The sequence below is a fragment of the Kribbella kalugense genome (assembly GCF_004365875.1).
Lineage (GTDB): Bacteria > Actinomycetota > Actinomycetes > Propionibacteriales > Kribbellaceae > Kribbella > Kribbella kalugense.
The window spans coordinates 2,131,270-2,144,491 of sequence record NZ_SODF01000002.1 but is presented as its reverse complement, the minus strand read 5'-3'; the positions used below and the strand labels follow the sequence as shown (position 1 = coordinate 2,144,491).

Genomic DNA, 13,222 nt, shown 5'->3' with positions numbered 1-13,222 from the left:
GCGCGGAACCATCACCCATGCCCTGGACGAAGCCTGTAGCGTCGAGGAATGCGAGACCTCGTGTACCCGCCCGTCATCGCCTTCGCGCGGACCGCGTTCAAGGTGCTGGACCTGAAGGTCCGCATCACCGGCGCGGAGAACGTGCCGCGGACCGGCGGTGCCCTGATCGCGCTCAACCACGTCAGCTACGTCGACTTCATCCTCGGCGGGTACGGCGCTCTGCCGAGCAAACGACTGGTTCGGTTCATGGCCAAGGAGGTCCTGTTCCGCAACAGGTACTCCGGCCCGTTGATGCGCGGCATGCACCACATCCCGGTCGACCGGGACGCCGGAGCAGCGTCGTACAAGCAAGCTCTCGAGCACCTGGCCGCGGGCGAGGTGGTCGGTGTGTTCCCGGAGGCGACGATCAGTCGCTCGTTCGAACTCAAGGAGTTCAAGTCCGGCACGGTCCGGATGGCGGCAGAGGCCGGCGTACCGATCATCCCGATGATCCTGTGGGGCACCCAACGGATGCTGACCAAGGACCACCCGCGGGACTTCTCCCGGCACCGCCCGATCTCGATCAGCATCGGCGCGCCGATCACGGTGACGCAGGACGACGACGCGACCGAAGAGACGGCGAACCTGCGGTCGACGATGGCCAAGATGCTGGACGAAACGATCCAGGCCTACCCCGACCAGCCGGCCACCGCCTGGTGGCTGCCGGCCGCGTACGGCGGCAGCGCACCGACGCCGGAGGAGGCCGAGCGGCTGGACCGCGAGGAACTCGCCCGCCGGGCCGCCAAACGCCAAGAACCCAAGAATCATTAGGCGTACGTCAATACCCCGGACAGGACCTTGACCCTCGGGGCGGAACGAGAGTACGAAGGCTGTCGTTGACGTAACAGGAATCTGGGGGGTCCCTGCGGCGGGCCTGCTCGTGCGGCCCGTGGACTCAAGCGGGCGGGGAAGGTCTTGTTCGATTCGCCGGAAGAGCTGCATCTGTTCGATCCCGGGGCGCTGACGCCTGCGCCGCACGTGGCCGAGCACATCCCGGACGCGGGCGCGTTCTTCGTCGAGTGGGCGACCCGAGGGCTGTCCCAGGAGCGTGCTCGCGAGATCGAGTCCGCGGTCAACGGGCGACGCAACCAGAACGGCTGGTTCCCGCTGGAGACGCTGGACAGCATCGGACGCAGGGGCTTCTGGCGCGGTCCGCTGACCTACCTGGCCCGGATGACGGCCGACGACCCGCAGATCATGCAGGAATGGGCCACAGACGGCCTCCGTGGCGAGCAGGCCGGCCGCATCGAGGCAACAGTGGACCATCTGCTCCACCAGCAGGGCCACGCGACCGCAGCCACCTGGGCTGTCGCCGTGCGACCGCGGACGTACCTCGACGCGGAGGTACTAGGCGACCGGCTGCTGGCCGCATGGGAGTACAACCTCGGCTCGATCCGCTCCAAGGACGTGGCCAAGGCAGTACGCCGCTGGAACCGCTGAGTGGGATTCTGAGAAGCCGTACGACGGGCAGCCGCCAGACCGCCCGTCGTACTCTCAGGTCGCGTCAGTGGAACTGCGGGATGATCAAGTAGAGCCCGTAGAGCACGGCGGCCAGGCAGGCCGCGAAGCTCAGCGCGGCAACACCGGTGTCCATGACGGACGGCTGCCGCTTGTCGTCGATCGCCACCGCTCGCCGCGCCATCGCGCTCACTCCGAGCGCGAACAGCACCGCCAGGCCGACGCCGAAGATCAGGCTGACCACGGCCACCTCACCGAGGGCACTCCAGTCGATGTGCATCGCCGTACTCCTCTCAGGCCGCCGCGGCCGTGCTGGCGGCCGGGGTCGTGCTCGGGTACTCGTTCACGTTGTCCGACGTCACCGGGCGGCGCCGGGACGCGTAGTAGATGCCGCCACCGGCCGCGACCGCGAGGATCGCGATGATGACCACACCGAGGCTGCCGGTGTCGGCCACCCGACCGGACAGGGCACCCACGACCGCGGCAGCGGGCAGGGTGAGCAGCCAGGCCACGGCCATCCGGCCGGCGACCGTCCAGCGCACCTCTGCCAGCCGCTTGCCGAGACCGGCGCCGAGGATGCTGCCGGAGCAGACCTGGGTGGTGGACAGCGGGAAGCCCAGGTGCGACGAGGCCAGCAGGACGGCGGTCGAGCTGGTCTCCGCGGCGAAGCCCTGCGGGGACTCGATCTCGGCCAGGCCCTTGCCCATCGTCCGGATGATTCGCCAGCCGCCCAGGTAGGTGCCGGCCGCGATCGCCAGGCCGGCCGCCAGGATCACCCACACCGGCGGCTTCGAGCCCGAGGCCAGGCTGCCGGACGTGATCAGCACCAGCGTGATGACGCCCATCGTCTTCTGTGCGTCACCGGTGCCGTGCGCCAGCGAGACCAGCGAGGCCGAGGCGATCTGGCCGACCCGGAAGCCTTCGGTGACCGTGCCCTTCCGCGCCCGGGCGGTGATCTTGTAGGCCAGGAACGTGCCGAGCAGCGCGACCACACCGGCCACGATCGGCGCGGCGACGGCCGGGATGATGATCTTCTGAATGACCGTGGTGAAGTGCACCGCGCTGGCGCCGGAAGCGATCCAGGTGGCGCCGATCAGTCCGCCGAACAGCGCGTGCGACGAGGAGCTCGGCAGGCCGACGTACCAGGTCATCAGGTTCCACAGGATCGCGCCGACCAGACCGCCGAAGATCACCGGCACGGTGATCTTCGCGTCGTCGACGATGCCACTGGAGATCGTCTTGGCCACCTCGGTGGAGATGAACGCGCCGACCAGGTTCAGGACGGCGGAGATGCCGACCGCGACCTTGGGTTTGAGAGCGCCGGTGGCGATCGAGGTCGCCATCGCATTGGCGGTGTCGTGGAATCCATTGGTGAAGTCGAACACCAACGCGGTGATGATCACCACCACGACGAGGAAGGACAGGTCCATCGCGATCACTTCCCTAGGCGGACAGGGTGCAAAGTCGATCGACCGTAGGCCTGGTGAGTGAATTCGAAATGAACCGGTTCGGGCAAGTTACTCCAGGATCAGGTGGGCCAGTCCGTAGACAGCTGCGGCGACCAGGCCGGCGGCGGGGATGGTCAGGATCCAGGCGGTGACGATGCCCTTGGCGACGCCCCAGCGGACCGCGGACAGCCGCTTGGTCGCGCCGGCGCCCATCACCGCGGAGGTGATCGTGTGGGTCGTCGAGACCGGCGCGTGCAGGGCGATCGCCATCACGTACAGGACCGCTGCCGACACTGCCTCGGAGGCGAATCCGCGGGCCGGGTCGAGGTGGATGATCCGGCGGCCGAGCGTCCGCATGATCCGCCAGCCGCCGGAGTAGGTGCCGAGCGAGATCGCGGTCGCGGCCGAGAGCTTGACCCAGATCGGGATGCCGTCGCTCTGCTGGGCATGACCGGTGGTGACGAGCGCCAGGAAGATCACGCCCATCGTCTTCTGCGCGTCCTGCAGGCCGTGGCCGAGCGCCATCGCGGCGGCAGACAGCGACTGCGCCATCCGGAAACCACGCGTCGTCTTGCCGGGGTTGCTGCGCCGGAACAGCCAGAGGATGGCGACCATCAGCAGGAAGGCGCCGAGGAAGCCGACCGCGGGCGACAGCACCATCGGGATGACGACCTTGTCGACGATGCCCGACCACAGCACGGTGCTCGTCGAGGCCAGGCCGGCGCCGACCAGCCCGCCGATCAGCGCGTGGGTGGAGGAGCTGGGCAGGCCGAAGTACCAGGTGATCAGGTTCCAGGTGATGGCGCCGATCAGCGCCGCGATCACGATCACCAGGCCGTGTTTCCCGGCCGGGGTGTTGATGATGCCCTTGCCGACCGTCTCGGCCACCTCGGTGCCGGCCAGCGCGCCGAGGAAGTTGCACGCCGCCGCCATCGCCAGCGCGACCCGCGGCGTCAGCGCACGGGTGGAGACCGAGGTCGCGATCGCGTTGGCGGCGTCGTGGAAGCCGTTGGTGTAGTCGAAAGCGAGCGCGATGACGACGACGGCGATGACGAGCGCGAACTCCACGCTCAGCTCTCCTTGACGGCGATCTGCTCGACCGTGTTGGCGACGTGCTCGAACGCGTCGATCGCGGCCTCCAGCAGGTCGACCACGGTCTTAAGCTTCATCACGGTCAGCGCGTCGTACTCCCCGCTGAACAGTTTCGCGATCAGCCGGCGGTGGACCGCGTCACCGGTGTTCTCCAGCCGGTTGATCTCGATCCAGTACTCGGCCAGGTCCTTCATCGTCCGCAGCCTGGGCATCGTCTCGGCGGTCAGCTGAGCCATCCGCTGGAGTACTTCGATCTGCTCGGCGATCTCCTCCGGCAACCAGTCCAGGTTGAACAGGTGGACGGTGTCGACCGCCTCCTCCATGAAATCCATCACGTCGTCGAGATCGGAGGCCAGCCGGTAGATGTCCTCGCGGTCGAACGGGGTGACGAAGGTCGAGTTCACCCGTCGGATGATCGAGTGGGTGGTCTCGTCGGCGGCGTGTTCGGCATCCTTCATCTGGGCGGCGATCTGGTGGCTGGAGGCGAGGCCGGTTCCGGCCGTACTGCCGAGCAACTCAGCCAGGATCCGGGATCCGTCCACGAGGTGGTTGGCGGACTCGGTGAAAAGGTCGTAGAACGTCGGGTCGTTCGGACGCAGACGTAACGGCACTTCAAGCTCCGGGTGAACGAGGGACAAACCGTGAACATGCTAGGGGGAACATCCGCCTGACGTGGCATCCGCCCTGGGCAACGTATCGCGTTGTGATGAACCCGTCCGTCAGCGCAGACACGATCGGTAACCGATCGGTTTCAGCGGGTCACAACGGCGTACAGGTCGAAGATGCCGACGACCAGGACCAGGCCGGCCGCGAGCCGGAGTAGGTGCTGGTGACCGAGGGCCTGGATCGCGCCGCCCTTGGTACGGCGGTAGACGGCGCTGACCACGGCCCAGCAGGCCAAAGAGAGCACGAGCACGACGATTCCGAGGCCGGTCCGGACGTCCGACGTACCGTGGCCGGAGGCAAGCAATAGGGCCCCGTTGGCAATCAGACCGAGCGTCGTACGCCGCCAGGCGAGCAAAGTCCGCTCGGGCTGGCGGCCTGGATCCGGTGTGCTCATCGCCACAACGAGAAAACCAGTCCGACCAGGCCGACGAACGCGATCGTTGCCCCGAGCATCAACGGGAGCCTGGTCACCGGGAGCGGGCCGCCGCGGCGGATCGCGGTCAGGTTCTGCTGCCAGCGACGGAAGGCTCCGGCGGTCGTGACGATTCCGGCACACACCAGAATCACGCCGATCACCCGGGCCGGCCAGCGATCCGGGCCCAGGTCGAGGAACTGCACCGCGGACAGGCCGCCGGCGTAGCAGGCGAGGGAGGTCCGCAGGTACGCGAGGTAGGTGCGCTCATTGGCCAGGGTGAAGCGGTAGTCCGGCTCCTCCTCGGTCATCCGCAGCTCACCAGGCCGTGGTCCTGTTTGAGAGTCAGCACACGCCGCACGCTACTCGTCAGCTTGCCGGCGAAGGACTGGTCCTGCTGGGCTTTGGCGACCAGCGCGTTCACCATCGTTGCGGTCAGCCCGGACTTGGCGTTGATGACGATGTCGCCACCAGCCGCGACGAACCGGGTCGCGCGATCGCCGGCCGGGACCGCCGCGACCTCGGCTGCCGCGCCGACGTCGTCAGTGATCACGACCCCGCTCCAGCCGAGATCGCCACGCACCATGCCCTGGATGACGGTCGGCGAGAACACCGCCCGGTTCTTCGGATCGATCTTGGTGTACGTCGCGGTCGAGATCATCACCATGGACGTGCCGGCCTCGATCCCGTCGGCGAACGACTGCAGATCGGCGTCGCCGCGGACCGTGACGTCGTCCACGACACCGGCCGCGAAGTCGGTGTTGCCACTCACTCGGCCGAGCCCGGGGAAGTGCTTGACCGACGTCGCGATCCCGGCCTTGCGCATCCCCTGGACGAACGCCTGCACTCCCTGACCGGCTTCCTGCGGAGTGTCGCCGTACTCGCGGTTCAGCTGGCCGATCGGCGGGTTCTTCGACTTCAGTGAGCTGGGTACGACGTCAGCTACCGGCGCCAGGTCGACGTTGACGCCGGCCTGCTTGAGCTGACCGCCCCACTGCTGAGCTTCTGAGGTGAGCTTGGAGCTGGACCAGGTGCCTTGGACCGTTGCTGCGGGGATGCGGTCGAAGCCGGAGCCCTTGAGGCGCTGGATCTGACCGCCTTCCTGGTCCGCTGCGATGAGCGGACGGATCCCGTTGACCGTGGCCGCTGAGTTCACTGCGGCCATTGCGGTCTTGGTGTGGGCGAGGCTGCCGCTGCTGCCCATCAGGAAGACTGCGCCGGCCTTCTGTCGTACGACGGCGTTCTGGGCTGCCGTCATGCCGCTGGCGTTGATGCCGGTCATGATCAGCTGGGAGGCCTGTTCGCGCAGGGTGAGGGCCTGGAGCTTCTGGTCGACACAGCTCGGCTTGGGCACCGGTGTTTCGGTTGCTGTCGGCGTCTGGGCCGGGGGCTCGGCCGACGTGGTCGGCGTGGTCGCGGGGCTGCTGGGGACGGATGATGACGAAGGCACGGTGCTGGGGCCTGCGGTGGGTGGGGAGTTGCTGTCGCCGCAGCCGGCGACCGCGAGGGCAGTCAGCGCGATCAGCGCGACCGGACGCCTCATCTCAGTTTCGCTCCCACGCCGCGCGGTCGATGGTGTCCCCGGAGTGCCGGGCCAGCGTTGAGCACACGTCGTACAGGTGCTCGACCTGCTCCGCGGTGAGCGCGTCGAAGATCGAGTTGCGGACCTCCTCGACGTGGCCGGGGGCCGTGTCGACCAGCTTCTGCCGGCCGAGCTCGGTGAGGATCGCGACCTGGCCGCGGCGATCGGACTCGATGCCCTCGCGCTTGACCCAGCCGTTCTGCTCAAGCCGGTTGACCGCGTGCGACAGCCGGCTGCGTGAGCCGAGCGTCGCGACGGCCAGCTCGCTCATCCGGAGCCGGTTGCCTGGCGCCTCGGACAGTCTGACCAGAATCTCGTAGTACGTATGGGGAATTCCGGCATCGCGTTGCAGTTGTTGCTCGATGCGGCTACTCACTACTCGTTGCGCCGCGATGTACGCGCGCCAGGCCTGTGCTTCTCGCTGGTCCAGCCACCGGGGGTCCGCCATCCCCGCAGCGTACTTGTTCGCCGACCCTGATCAGCACCACGGCGAGGCCACACACCAGCATGCCGCCGACCGCGAGTACGCCGATGGTCTCGTGGAAGAGCAGGAACGCGAACACCATCGTGGTCGGCGGGACCAGATAGAGCAGTGAGCTGATCCTGGTTGCGCCGGAGAGTTTGAGGTTGACCAGGTACAGACCCCAGCCGCCGCCGGTCGCCAGCAGCACCAGCCAGACCACCGCGCCGTAGAAACCGGGCTGCTCCGGCACAGTCAGCCTGTTTGTCGCAGTAGCTAGTGCGGTGAACAGAACTGCCGACACCAGGCTTTGTACGGCCAGCGCATCCAGTGAACTCGTACTCGGCTTGCGCTGGCGCTCCATGCAGGTGCCCGCCACGAGGCCGAGCAGGCCTCCGATCGGGACCAGGAACAGGAGTGGCGACCCGTGCCCGGCACCGAGGTCGTCGGCGACGACCAGACCCACGCCGGCCAGTCCCAGAACCAGTCCGATCCATTGGCGTCGGCTGACGCGTTCGCCCAGCAGCGGTCCGGCGACGGTCGCGATCAGCAGCGGTTGGAGTGAGCCGATGAGCGCGGTGGCGCCGGCCGTGATGCCGTGGTCGATGCCGGTGAAGATCAGGCCGAGGTAGACGAACTGGGTGAGGACCGCCATCCAGACCTGCGTGACGAGATCCCTGCGGGAGATCCGCGGCCGCCTGTAGGCCAGGACCAGTGCGGCGATCGCGCCGGCGAGCATGAACCGCCAGGCCAGCAGGTCGAAGGCGTTCGTGTACTGCGTACCCCACCGGGCGCCGATGAAGCCGCAGCTCCAGAACACGACGAACCCGGTCCCGGCGGCGAGCGTTTTCGTGGCCATGGCAGCGACAGTAACCACACCGGTCGGTATACTGTCAGTATGCTCGACCAACAGGTGAGACTGATCGTCGACCGCGGCGTACGCGCGGCGCCCCGGCTGACGCCCGCCGGCGAGCGGATCCTCGCGGCCGCGTCGACGCTGTTCTACGAGCAAGGGATCCGGACCGTCGGGGTCGATGCGATCGCTGCGGCGGCGGACGTGACGAAGAAGACGCTGTACGACCGGTTCGGGTCGAAGGATCGACTGATCGCGGCGTACCTCGAGCAGCGGGACCGGACCTGGCATCTCTTCCTGGACGAACAGCTGGCGGAGCGGAAGCCGGCGACGCCGGAAGAGGTGATCCTGACGTTGTTCGTCGCGCTGACGGACTGGTTGGCTGGGTCGCGGAACGGGTGCGGTTTCATCAACGCGAGCGTGGAACTGGCGGCCCCGGACCACCCGGCGATGCCGGTGATCGTGGGCCAGAAGCGGTGGCTGCGATCCGAATTCGAGGCCCAGGCCCGAGCTGCCGGTCTCGAGGACCCGGGCGAGCTGGCCGACCGCCTACTCCTTCTCCACGAGGGCGCCCTAGTCAGCTACCGAGTCGCCGCAATGACCAACGCTCCCGAGGTTGCCACCCGAGCCGCGACCGCCCTTCTCGCCAACTGGCCACGCCTCTCGAAGTGAGCTCAAGCCTCATCCTGGAACGCTTCTTCGCGGGCTGATTCTTCGCGGGAGGCGATGATCGCCGTGCGGCGGGCCAGGCGGTGGCTGCGGCGGATCTCGGCCTCGCGCAAACGCCGCCGGTCCTCGTCCGTCACCGGTACGACCTGCGGTACTTCACGCGGCTGTCCGTCTTCGTCCACCGCCACGAACACCAGGTACGCCGACGCCACGTGCACCTGTGGACCCACCGAGTCCCACCGATCGGCAGTGATCCGTACGCCGATCTCCATCGAACTGCGACCGGTCCAGTTGACCTGCCCGCTGAAGTGAACGACGTCACCGACCCGCACCGGCACCAGGAACACCATCTCGTCCATCGACGCCGTGACCGCGGGTCCGCCGGAATGCCGCGCCGCGACCACGCCGGCGACCGAGTCGACCAGCGTCATGATCACGCCACCGTGGACGGTCCCGAGCAGGTTGGCGTCGTTCTGCGCGGTGATGTGCGACAACGACAACCGGGTCTCGGAGGTCGGCCGCGACGACGGACTACTGCTGGACATACGGCTCCTTTGGATTTCCCGGTGAACCTGCGCAGACTATCCCGGCGAGTTGTCCACAGATTTGGAAATCGCGGTCTCCGGCGGAGGTCGATCCTCGTACTTTCTCTGCCGAGAAGGAGGACCCGATGACCATCGACGCATTCACCACCCATGCCCAAGGCAACAACTCCACCGACCCAGTACTGGTCCCGTTGTCCCGTCGCCAGGCCGCGCGACTCGTGCACCTCGCGCTGTCCAGCTCGGCCGACCTCGGCCTCGCCGTCAGGTACCAGGGCGGCGCGGCTCTGGTGCCGGCCGACCGCTCCGCCGACTACCCGGTGGTCGGTCTGAGCAACCTCGCCCGGACCGTCGCCCAGTTCACCGAGGACCGCTGGCCGCTGCTCGTCAGGGAGCACATCAGCCAGGTGGTCGAGCAGCTCCGCAGCGGTCCACCGACACCGACCGATCCCGAGCGCGAGCTGATCCAGCGTCTCGTCCCTCGCGACGCGCTGCCTTCCGGATGGGCCTTGGATCGCCCCGAGTTCCTGCCCGGCCTGCTGTCGGTCCCGTCCACGGCGGACGACACCATCGTGACCATGTACCTCGAGCCTGCCGACCTGGGCCTCACCTGGTCGGATGCCGAACGCTTCGGCCTCGCCAACCTCCGCCAACTGACCGACGTCGTCGAGTACGTAGACCACGACGATCTACGGATCGCCTTCATCTCCGGTACGCCGTTCGCCGCATCGCGTGCACTCGTCCTCGACACCGTTCTCCGCGAATCCCTCCACCTGGAGCACCCACCACCACATGGCGTCCTCGCCGCCATGCCCGCCCGGGACACACTCCTGCTGCACGTGATCCAGGACCTCTCGGTCATCCCCGCCCTAGGCCTCCTGCTGAACCTCGCCGCCCGCTGCCACGCCCGCGACCCCGGCCCACTGTCACCGGACGTCTACCTGGTCACCCCTGACTTCCATTGGCTCCCAGCCACCACAGTCCTGCCGGACCACGCCCCGCTACGCCTCTCCCCCGACCTCGAGTCCCTAACCAAGCTCCTAGCCACCCAAGAACTCCCACCCAACCCCCGCCACCAACAGATGCCCTAAGCAACTATCCGGGTCCAGAACTGTTTAGCTACCAGGAGGGGTGAAGTGGCCGGGCCAGTCGGAGTGGCGGATGCGGGAGATCGAGCGGATCTCGCCGAGGGTGGTCCACTCGTCCTTGCCGAGGCGGGCGAGTGGGCGGAGCCGAGTGACCTCCGGGTGGTCGCCGTCCATCACTGCGGCGTCGAGCGCGATGTGCCGGACCTGACCGATCACGACGGTGCAGTCGCCCAACTCGAGGGTGGTGTGCAAGGTGCACTCGATCGCCACCGGCGATTCGGCGACTCGCGGGACGGAGACCGTCCGGGACGGTTCGGTGGTCACGCCGATCGCTTCGAACTCCGAGATCTCCGGCGGGAAGTTCGTCCCGGAGGCGTTCACCTGCTCGTAGAGCGGCTCCGCGGCGAAGTTCACCACGAACTCGCCGGTCGCCTCGACGTTGTTCAGGCTGTCCTTCCGTCCGACGGAGGTGAACTGCACCATCGGCGGCGTTACGCACGAGACGGTGAAGAACGAGTGCGGCGCCAGGTTCAGCACGCCGTCGGCCGAGCGGCTCGACACCCACGCAATCGGACGGGGTACGACCACGGAGTTCAGCAGCGCGTAGAACTCCCGTCGCCCGACGGTCTCCGGATCTACATCGACACGCACGCCCGCAGTACATCAAACTCGGTGGATGCCGCCCCACTCCGCCTCGCGGATCCGGTCGACGGCTCACACGCGCGACGGAGAAGTGGATTGGCCGAGCAGGACGATTTCCTGGACCAGGTGACCGCTGTCGCCCGGCGGCACGGCGTCGATCCCGGGCAGGTGAAGGAGGTTCCGGGCGGCGTGGCCAACCGGGCGTTCGTGCTCGGCGACGACCTGTTCCTGCGGGTCTCCCGAGCTGGGTATGAGGACGATCTCCGAAAGGAAACCCATGTCGTACCCGCCGCCCGCTTCGTCGGCGTACTGACGCCGGCGATCGTCGAGTACGACGCCAGCCACCGCCTCGTCGACGCGCCGTACGTCGTCATGCAGCGAATCCACGGCGCCGAACCAACCGAGGTCCCCACCGCCCTCCCCGAACAACTAGCCCGCCTCCACCAACTCGAACACCCACAAGACCCCACCAACCCACGCAACCCACGACCAGCGATTGCTGGGGTGCCGGAGGATGACTGGGGGGATCCTTGGCGGACGGTTGACGAGCTTGCCGGTCGCGGGTATGTCGATCCGGCGACGGCGAGCTGGTTGACGGGGTGGTTCACTCGGCTCGCGGAGCGGTTCGACGGGTCCGGGCCGAAGGTGCTGATTCACGGAGATGTTGCCGCGCACAACCTTCTCGCCGGTCCGGACAACGAGCTCCGCGCGCTGATTGACTGGGGTGACGCAGCCTGGGCGCCCCGAGCGATGGAGTTCGCCAAGCTCCCGCTGGTCCAGGTGTCCGGCATCCTCCCGGCGTACGTCCGGCACTCGTCGTCCCACGAGTCCGAGGAGGAACTCGCTGCCGCCATCCTCTGGTTCCACCTCTCCTGGGCCCTGTCCAAACTCCCAGCCCTGCCCTGGCCCGACCAACGCCACTGGACCGCCCCCACCGCCAGCCGCCTCCTCAACATCCTGCAGTTCTTCACCACCGCCCCGCCCACCCCGTGGTCAGCCTTGACCTAGCTGGCTGAGGACGCGGGATCAAGAAGGCGGGGTTCTTGGTGTCAGTGCTGAGGTTTCTGCTGGAAAACAAGGGGGTTTGCACAGGTTGGGACATGGGGCAGACTGTGGTTCCGTGACTGATTATGTGGCCGCTGAGGGCCGGTACGACGACAAGATGAGCTACCGGCGGACGGGCCGGAGCGGGCTGCAGCTGCCGGCGATCTCGCTCGGGCTGTGGCACAACTTCGGCGACGACAAGCCGTTCACCACGCAGCGCGACATCCTGCGGCGGGCGTTCGACCTCGGCGTCACGCACTTCGACCTGGCGAACAACTACGGCCCGCCGTACGGGTCGGCCGAGACGAACTTCGGGACCCACTTCGCGCGGGACTTCCAGCAGTACCGCGACGAGCTGATCATCTCGACCAAGGCCGGGTACGACATGTGGCCGGGGCCGTACGGTCAGGGTGGCGGCTCGCGGAAGTACCTGCTCGCCTCGCTCGACCAGTCGCTGAGCCGGATGGGCCTGGACTATGTCGACATCTTCTACTCGCACCGGTTCGACCCGGACACTCCGCTCGAGGAGACGATGGGTGCGCTCGACGCGGCGGTCCGCTCGGGGAAGGCGCTGTACGCCGGCATTTCGTCGTACTCCGCGGACCGGACGCGGGAGGCTGCCCGGATCCTGCAGGAGCTCGGGACGCCGCTGCTGATCCACCAGCCGTCGTACTCGATGCTGAACCGCTGGATCGAGGAGGACCTGCTCGACGCCGTCGGTGAGCTCGGCGTCGGTGTGATCGCGTTCTCGCCGCTGGCACAGGGCGTGCTCACGGACCGCTACCTGGACGGGATCCCGGCCGACTCGCGTGCGGCGCAGGGTAAGTCGCTCAACCCGGACTCGCTGACCGAGGACACTCTCAAGCACGTTCGCGCGCTGAACGAGATCGCCAAGGAACGCAGCCAATCTGTTGCGCAGCTCGCTCTTGCCTGGACGCTGCGCGACGACCGCGTGACCAGCGCGCTGATCGGCGCCTCCAGCGTGGCTCAGCTCGAGGACAACCTCGCCACCGTCCGCAACCTGAAGTTCTCCCCCGAGGAGCTCGAAGCCATCGACGCCGACGCGGTCGAGGCCGGTATCAACCTCTGGAAGAAGAGCTCGGACAGCTGATCAGACTCCACCCGAAGCGCTCGCCCGCACCCTGCGCGGCGGGCGTTTCCACGTCCCAGCCTGACGGGAAGGTTACGGAGCGGGGTGGGATGGTTGCGGTCCGAGCTGGATGGGCA

At 67.6% G+C, this 13,222-nt stretch carries 17 protein-coding genes; 6 read left to right on the top strand and 11 right to left on the bottom strand.

The genetic code is table 11. From position 1 onward, the window contains the following. Positions 1–48 precede the first annotated feature (48 nt). Together EV650_RS28075 and EV650_RS28070 are read left to right on the top strand one after the other, a co-directional pair. On the top strand, positions 49–810 hold the full coding sequence (locus tag EV650_RS28075; protein ID WP_134121970.1) for a lysophospholipid acyltransferase family protein: 762 nt from the start codon (positions 49–51) through the stop codon (positions 808–810). Positions 811–954: 144 nt separating this feature from the next. Beyond that, positions 955–1,479 carry a hypothetical protein gene (locus EV650_RS28070; protein WP_134121969.1) on the top strand — a complete coding sequence of 175 codons (525 nt, stop codon included), beginning with the start codon at positions 955–957 and terminating at the stop codon, positions 1,477–1,479. 64 nt (positions 1,480–1,543) lie between these two features. Here the strand turns inward: EV650_RS28070 and EV650_RS28065 are convergent, their stop codons facing one another. The 9 genes from EV650_RS28065 to EV650_RS28025 form a co-directional block, all read right to left on the bottom strand. Continuing rightward, entirely contained in the window at positions 1,544–1,777 is a 234-nt protein-coding gene (locus EV650_RS28065; protein ID WP_134121968.1) for a hypothetical protein, read from the bottom strand. A 13-nt stretch (positions 1,778–1,790) separates the two neighbouring features. Then, positions 1,791–2,927 carry an inorganic phosphate transporter gene (locus EV650_RS28060; protein WP_134121967.1) on the bottom strand — a complete coding sequence of 379 codons (1,137 nt, stop codon included), beginning with the start codon at positions 2,925–2,927 and terminating at the stop codon, positions 1,791–1,793. 87 nt (positions 2,928–3,014) lie between these two features. Then, a complete protein-coding gene (locus tag EV650_RS28055) occupies positions 3,015–4,013 on the bottom strand; it encodes an inorganic phosphate transporter (RefSeq protein ID WP_134121966.1) in 999 nt (332 codons plus the stop codon). Positions 4,014–4,015: 2 nt separating this feature from the next. Then, positions 4,016–4,648: a DUF47 domain-containing protein gene (locus EV650_RS28050; RefSeq protein ID WP_134121965.1), complete on the bottom strand. Its 633-nt coding sequence runs from the start codon at positions 4,646–4,648 to the stop codon at positions 4,016–4,018. A 140-nt stretch (positions 4,649–4,788) separates the two neighbouring features. Further along, on the bottom strand, positions 4,789–5,097 hold the full coding sequence (locus EV650_RS28045; RefSeq protein ID WP_134121964.1) for a DUF202 domain-containing protein: 309 nt from the start codon (positions 5,095–5,097) through the stop codon (positions 4,789–4,791). Further along, on the bottom strand, positions 5,094–5,426 hold the full coding sequence (locus EV650_RS28040; protein ID WP_166678300.1) for a YidH family protein: 333 nt from the start codon (positions 5,424–5,426) through the stop codon (positions 5,094–5,096). Before EV650_RS28040 ends, EV650_RS28045 begins: the two co-directional genes overlap by 4 nt. Further along, positions 5,423–6,658 carry a glycoside hydrolase family 3 N-terminal domain-containing protein gene (locus EV650_RS28035; RefSeq protein WP_134121962.1) on the bottom strand — a complete coding sequence of 412 codons (1,236 nt, stop codon included), beginning with the start codon at positions 6,656–6,658 and terminating at the stop codon, positions 5,423–5,425. Before EV650_RS28035 ends, EV650_RS28040 begins: the two co-directional genes overlap by 4 nt. A 1-nt stretch (position 6,659) precedes the next feature. Beyond that, positions 6,660–7,073, bottom strand: coding sequence for a MarR family winged helix-turn-helix transcriptional regulator (locus tag EV650_RS28030; protein ID WP_238174495.1), 414 nt, complete (start codon positions 7,071–7,073; stop codon positions 6,660–6,662). Then, positions 7,066–8,016: a DMT family transporter gene (locus EV650_RS28025; protein WP_134121960.1), complete on the bottom strand. Its 951-nt coding sequence runs from the start codon at positions 8,014–8,016 to the stop codon at positions 7,066–7,068. Before EV650_RS28025 ends, EV650_RS28030 begins: the two co-directional genes overlap by 8 nt. Before the next feature lie 39 nt (positions 8,017–8,055). Between EV650_RS28025 and EV650_RS28020 the strand changes: the two genes are divergently transcribed. Then, the gene (locus EV650_RS28020; RefSeq protein WP_134121959.1) at positions 8,056–8,682 is read left to right on the top strand and encodes a TetR/AcrR family transcriptional regulator; all 627 of its coding nucleotides are present in this window, start codon (positions 8,056–8,058) and stop codon (positions 8,680–8,682) included. A gap of 2 nt (positions 8,683–8,684) precedes the next feature. Here EV650_RS28020 and EV650_RS28015 read toward each other — a convergent pair whose 3' ends face one another. Beyond that, positions 8,685–9,224, bottom strand: a complete 540-nt coding sequence (locus EV650_RS28015) for an acyl-CoA thioesterase (RefSeq protein ID WP_134121958.1) — start codon at positions 9,222–9,224, stop codon at positions 8,685–8,687. 125 nt (positions 9,225–9,349) lie between these two features. Between EV650_RS28015 and EV650_RS28010 the strand changes: the two genes are divergently transcribed. Further along, positions 9,350–10,312, top strand: coding sequence for a DUF1444 domain-containing protein (locus EV650_RS28010; RefSeq protein ID WP_134121957.1), 963 nt, complete (start codon positions 9,350–9,352; stop codon positions 10,310–10,312). A 24-nt stretch (positions 10,313–10,336) separates the two neighbouring features. On the opposite strand, the gene EV650_RS28005 is transcribed toward EV650_RS28010, so the two are convergent. After that, a complete protein-coding gene (locus tag EV650_RS28005) occupies positions 10,337–10,960 on the bottom strand; it encodes a flavin reductase family protein (RefSeq protein ID WP_134121956.1) in 624 nt (207 codons plus the stop codon). 21 nt (positions 10,961–10,981) lie between these two features. Between EV650_RS28005 and EV650_RS28000 the strand changes: the two genes are divergently transcribed. After that, positions 10,982–11,959 (top strand): phosphotransferase family protein, encoded by a 978-nt coding sequence (locus tag EV650_RS28000; RefSeq protein WP_166678299.1) that lies wholly within the window; start codon positions 10,982–10,984, stop codon positions 11,957–11,959. Positions 11,960–12,071: 112 nt separating this feature from the next. Then, on the top strand, positions 12,072–13,106 hold the full coding sequence (gene mgrA, locus EV650_RS27995; protein ID WP_134121954.1) for an L-glyceraldehyde 3-phosphate reductase: 1,035 nt from the start codon (positions 12,072–12,074) through the stop codon (positions 13,104–13,106). The last annotated feature ends 116 nt before the right edge of the window (positions 13,107–13,222 follow it).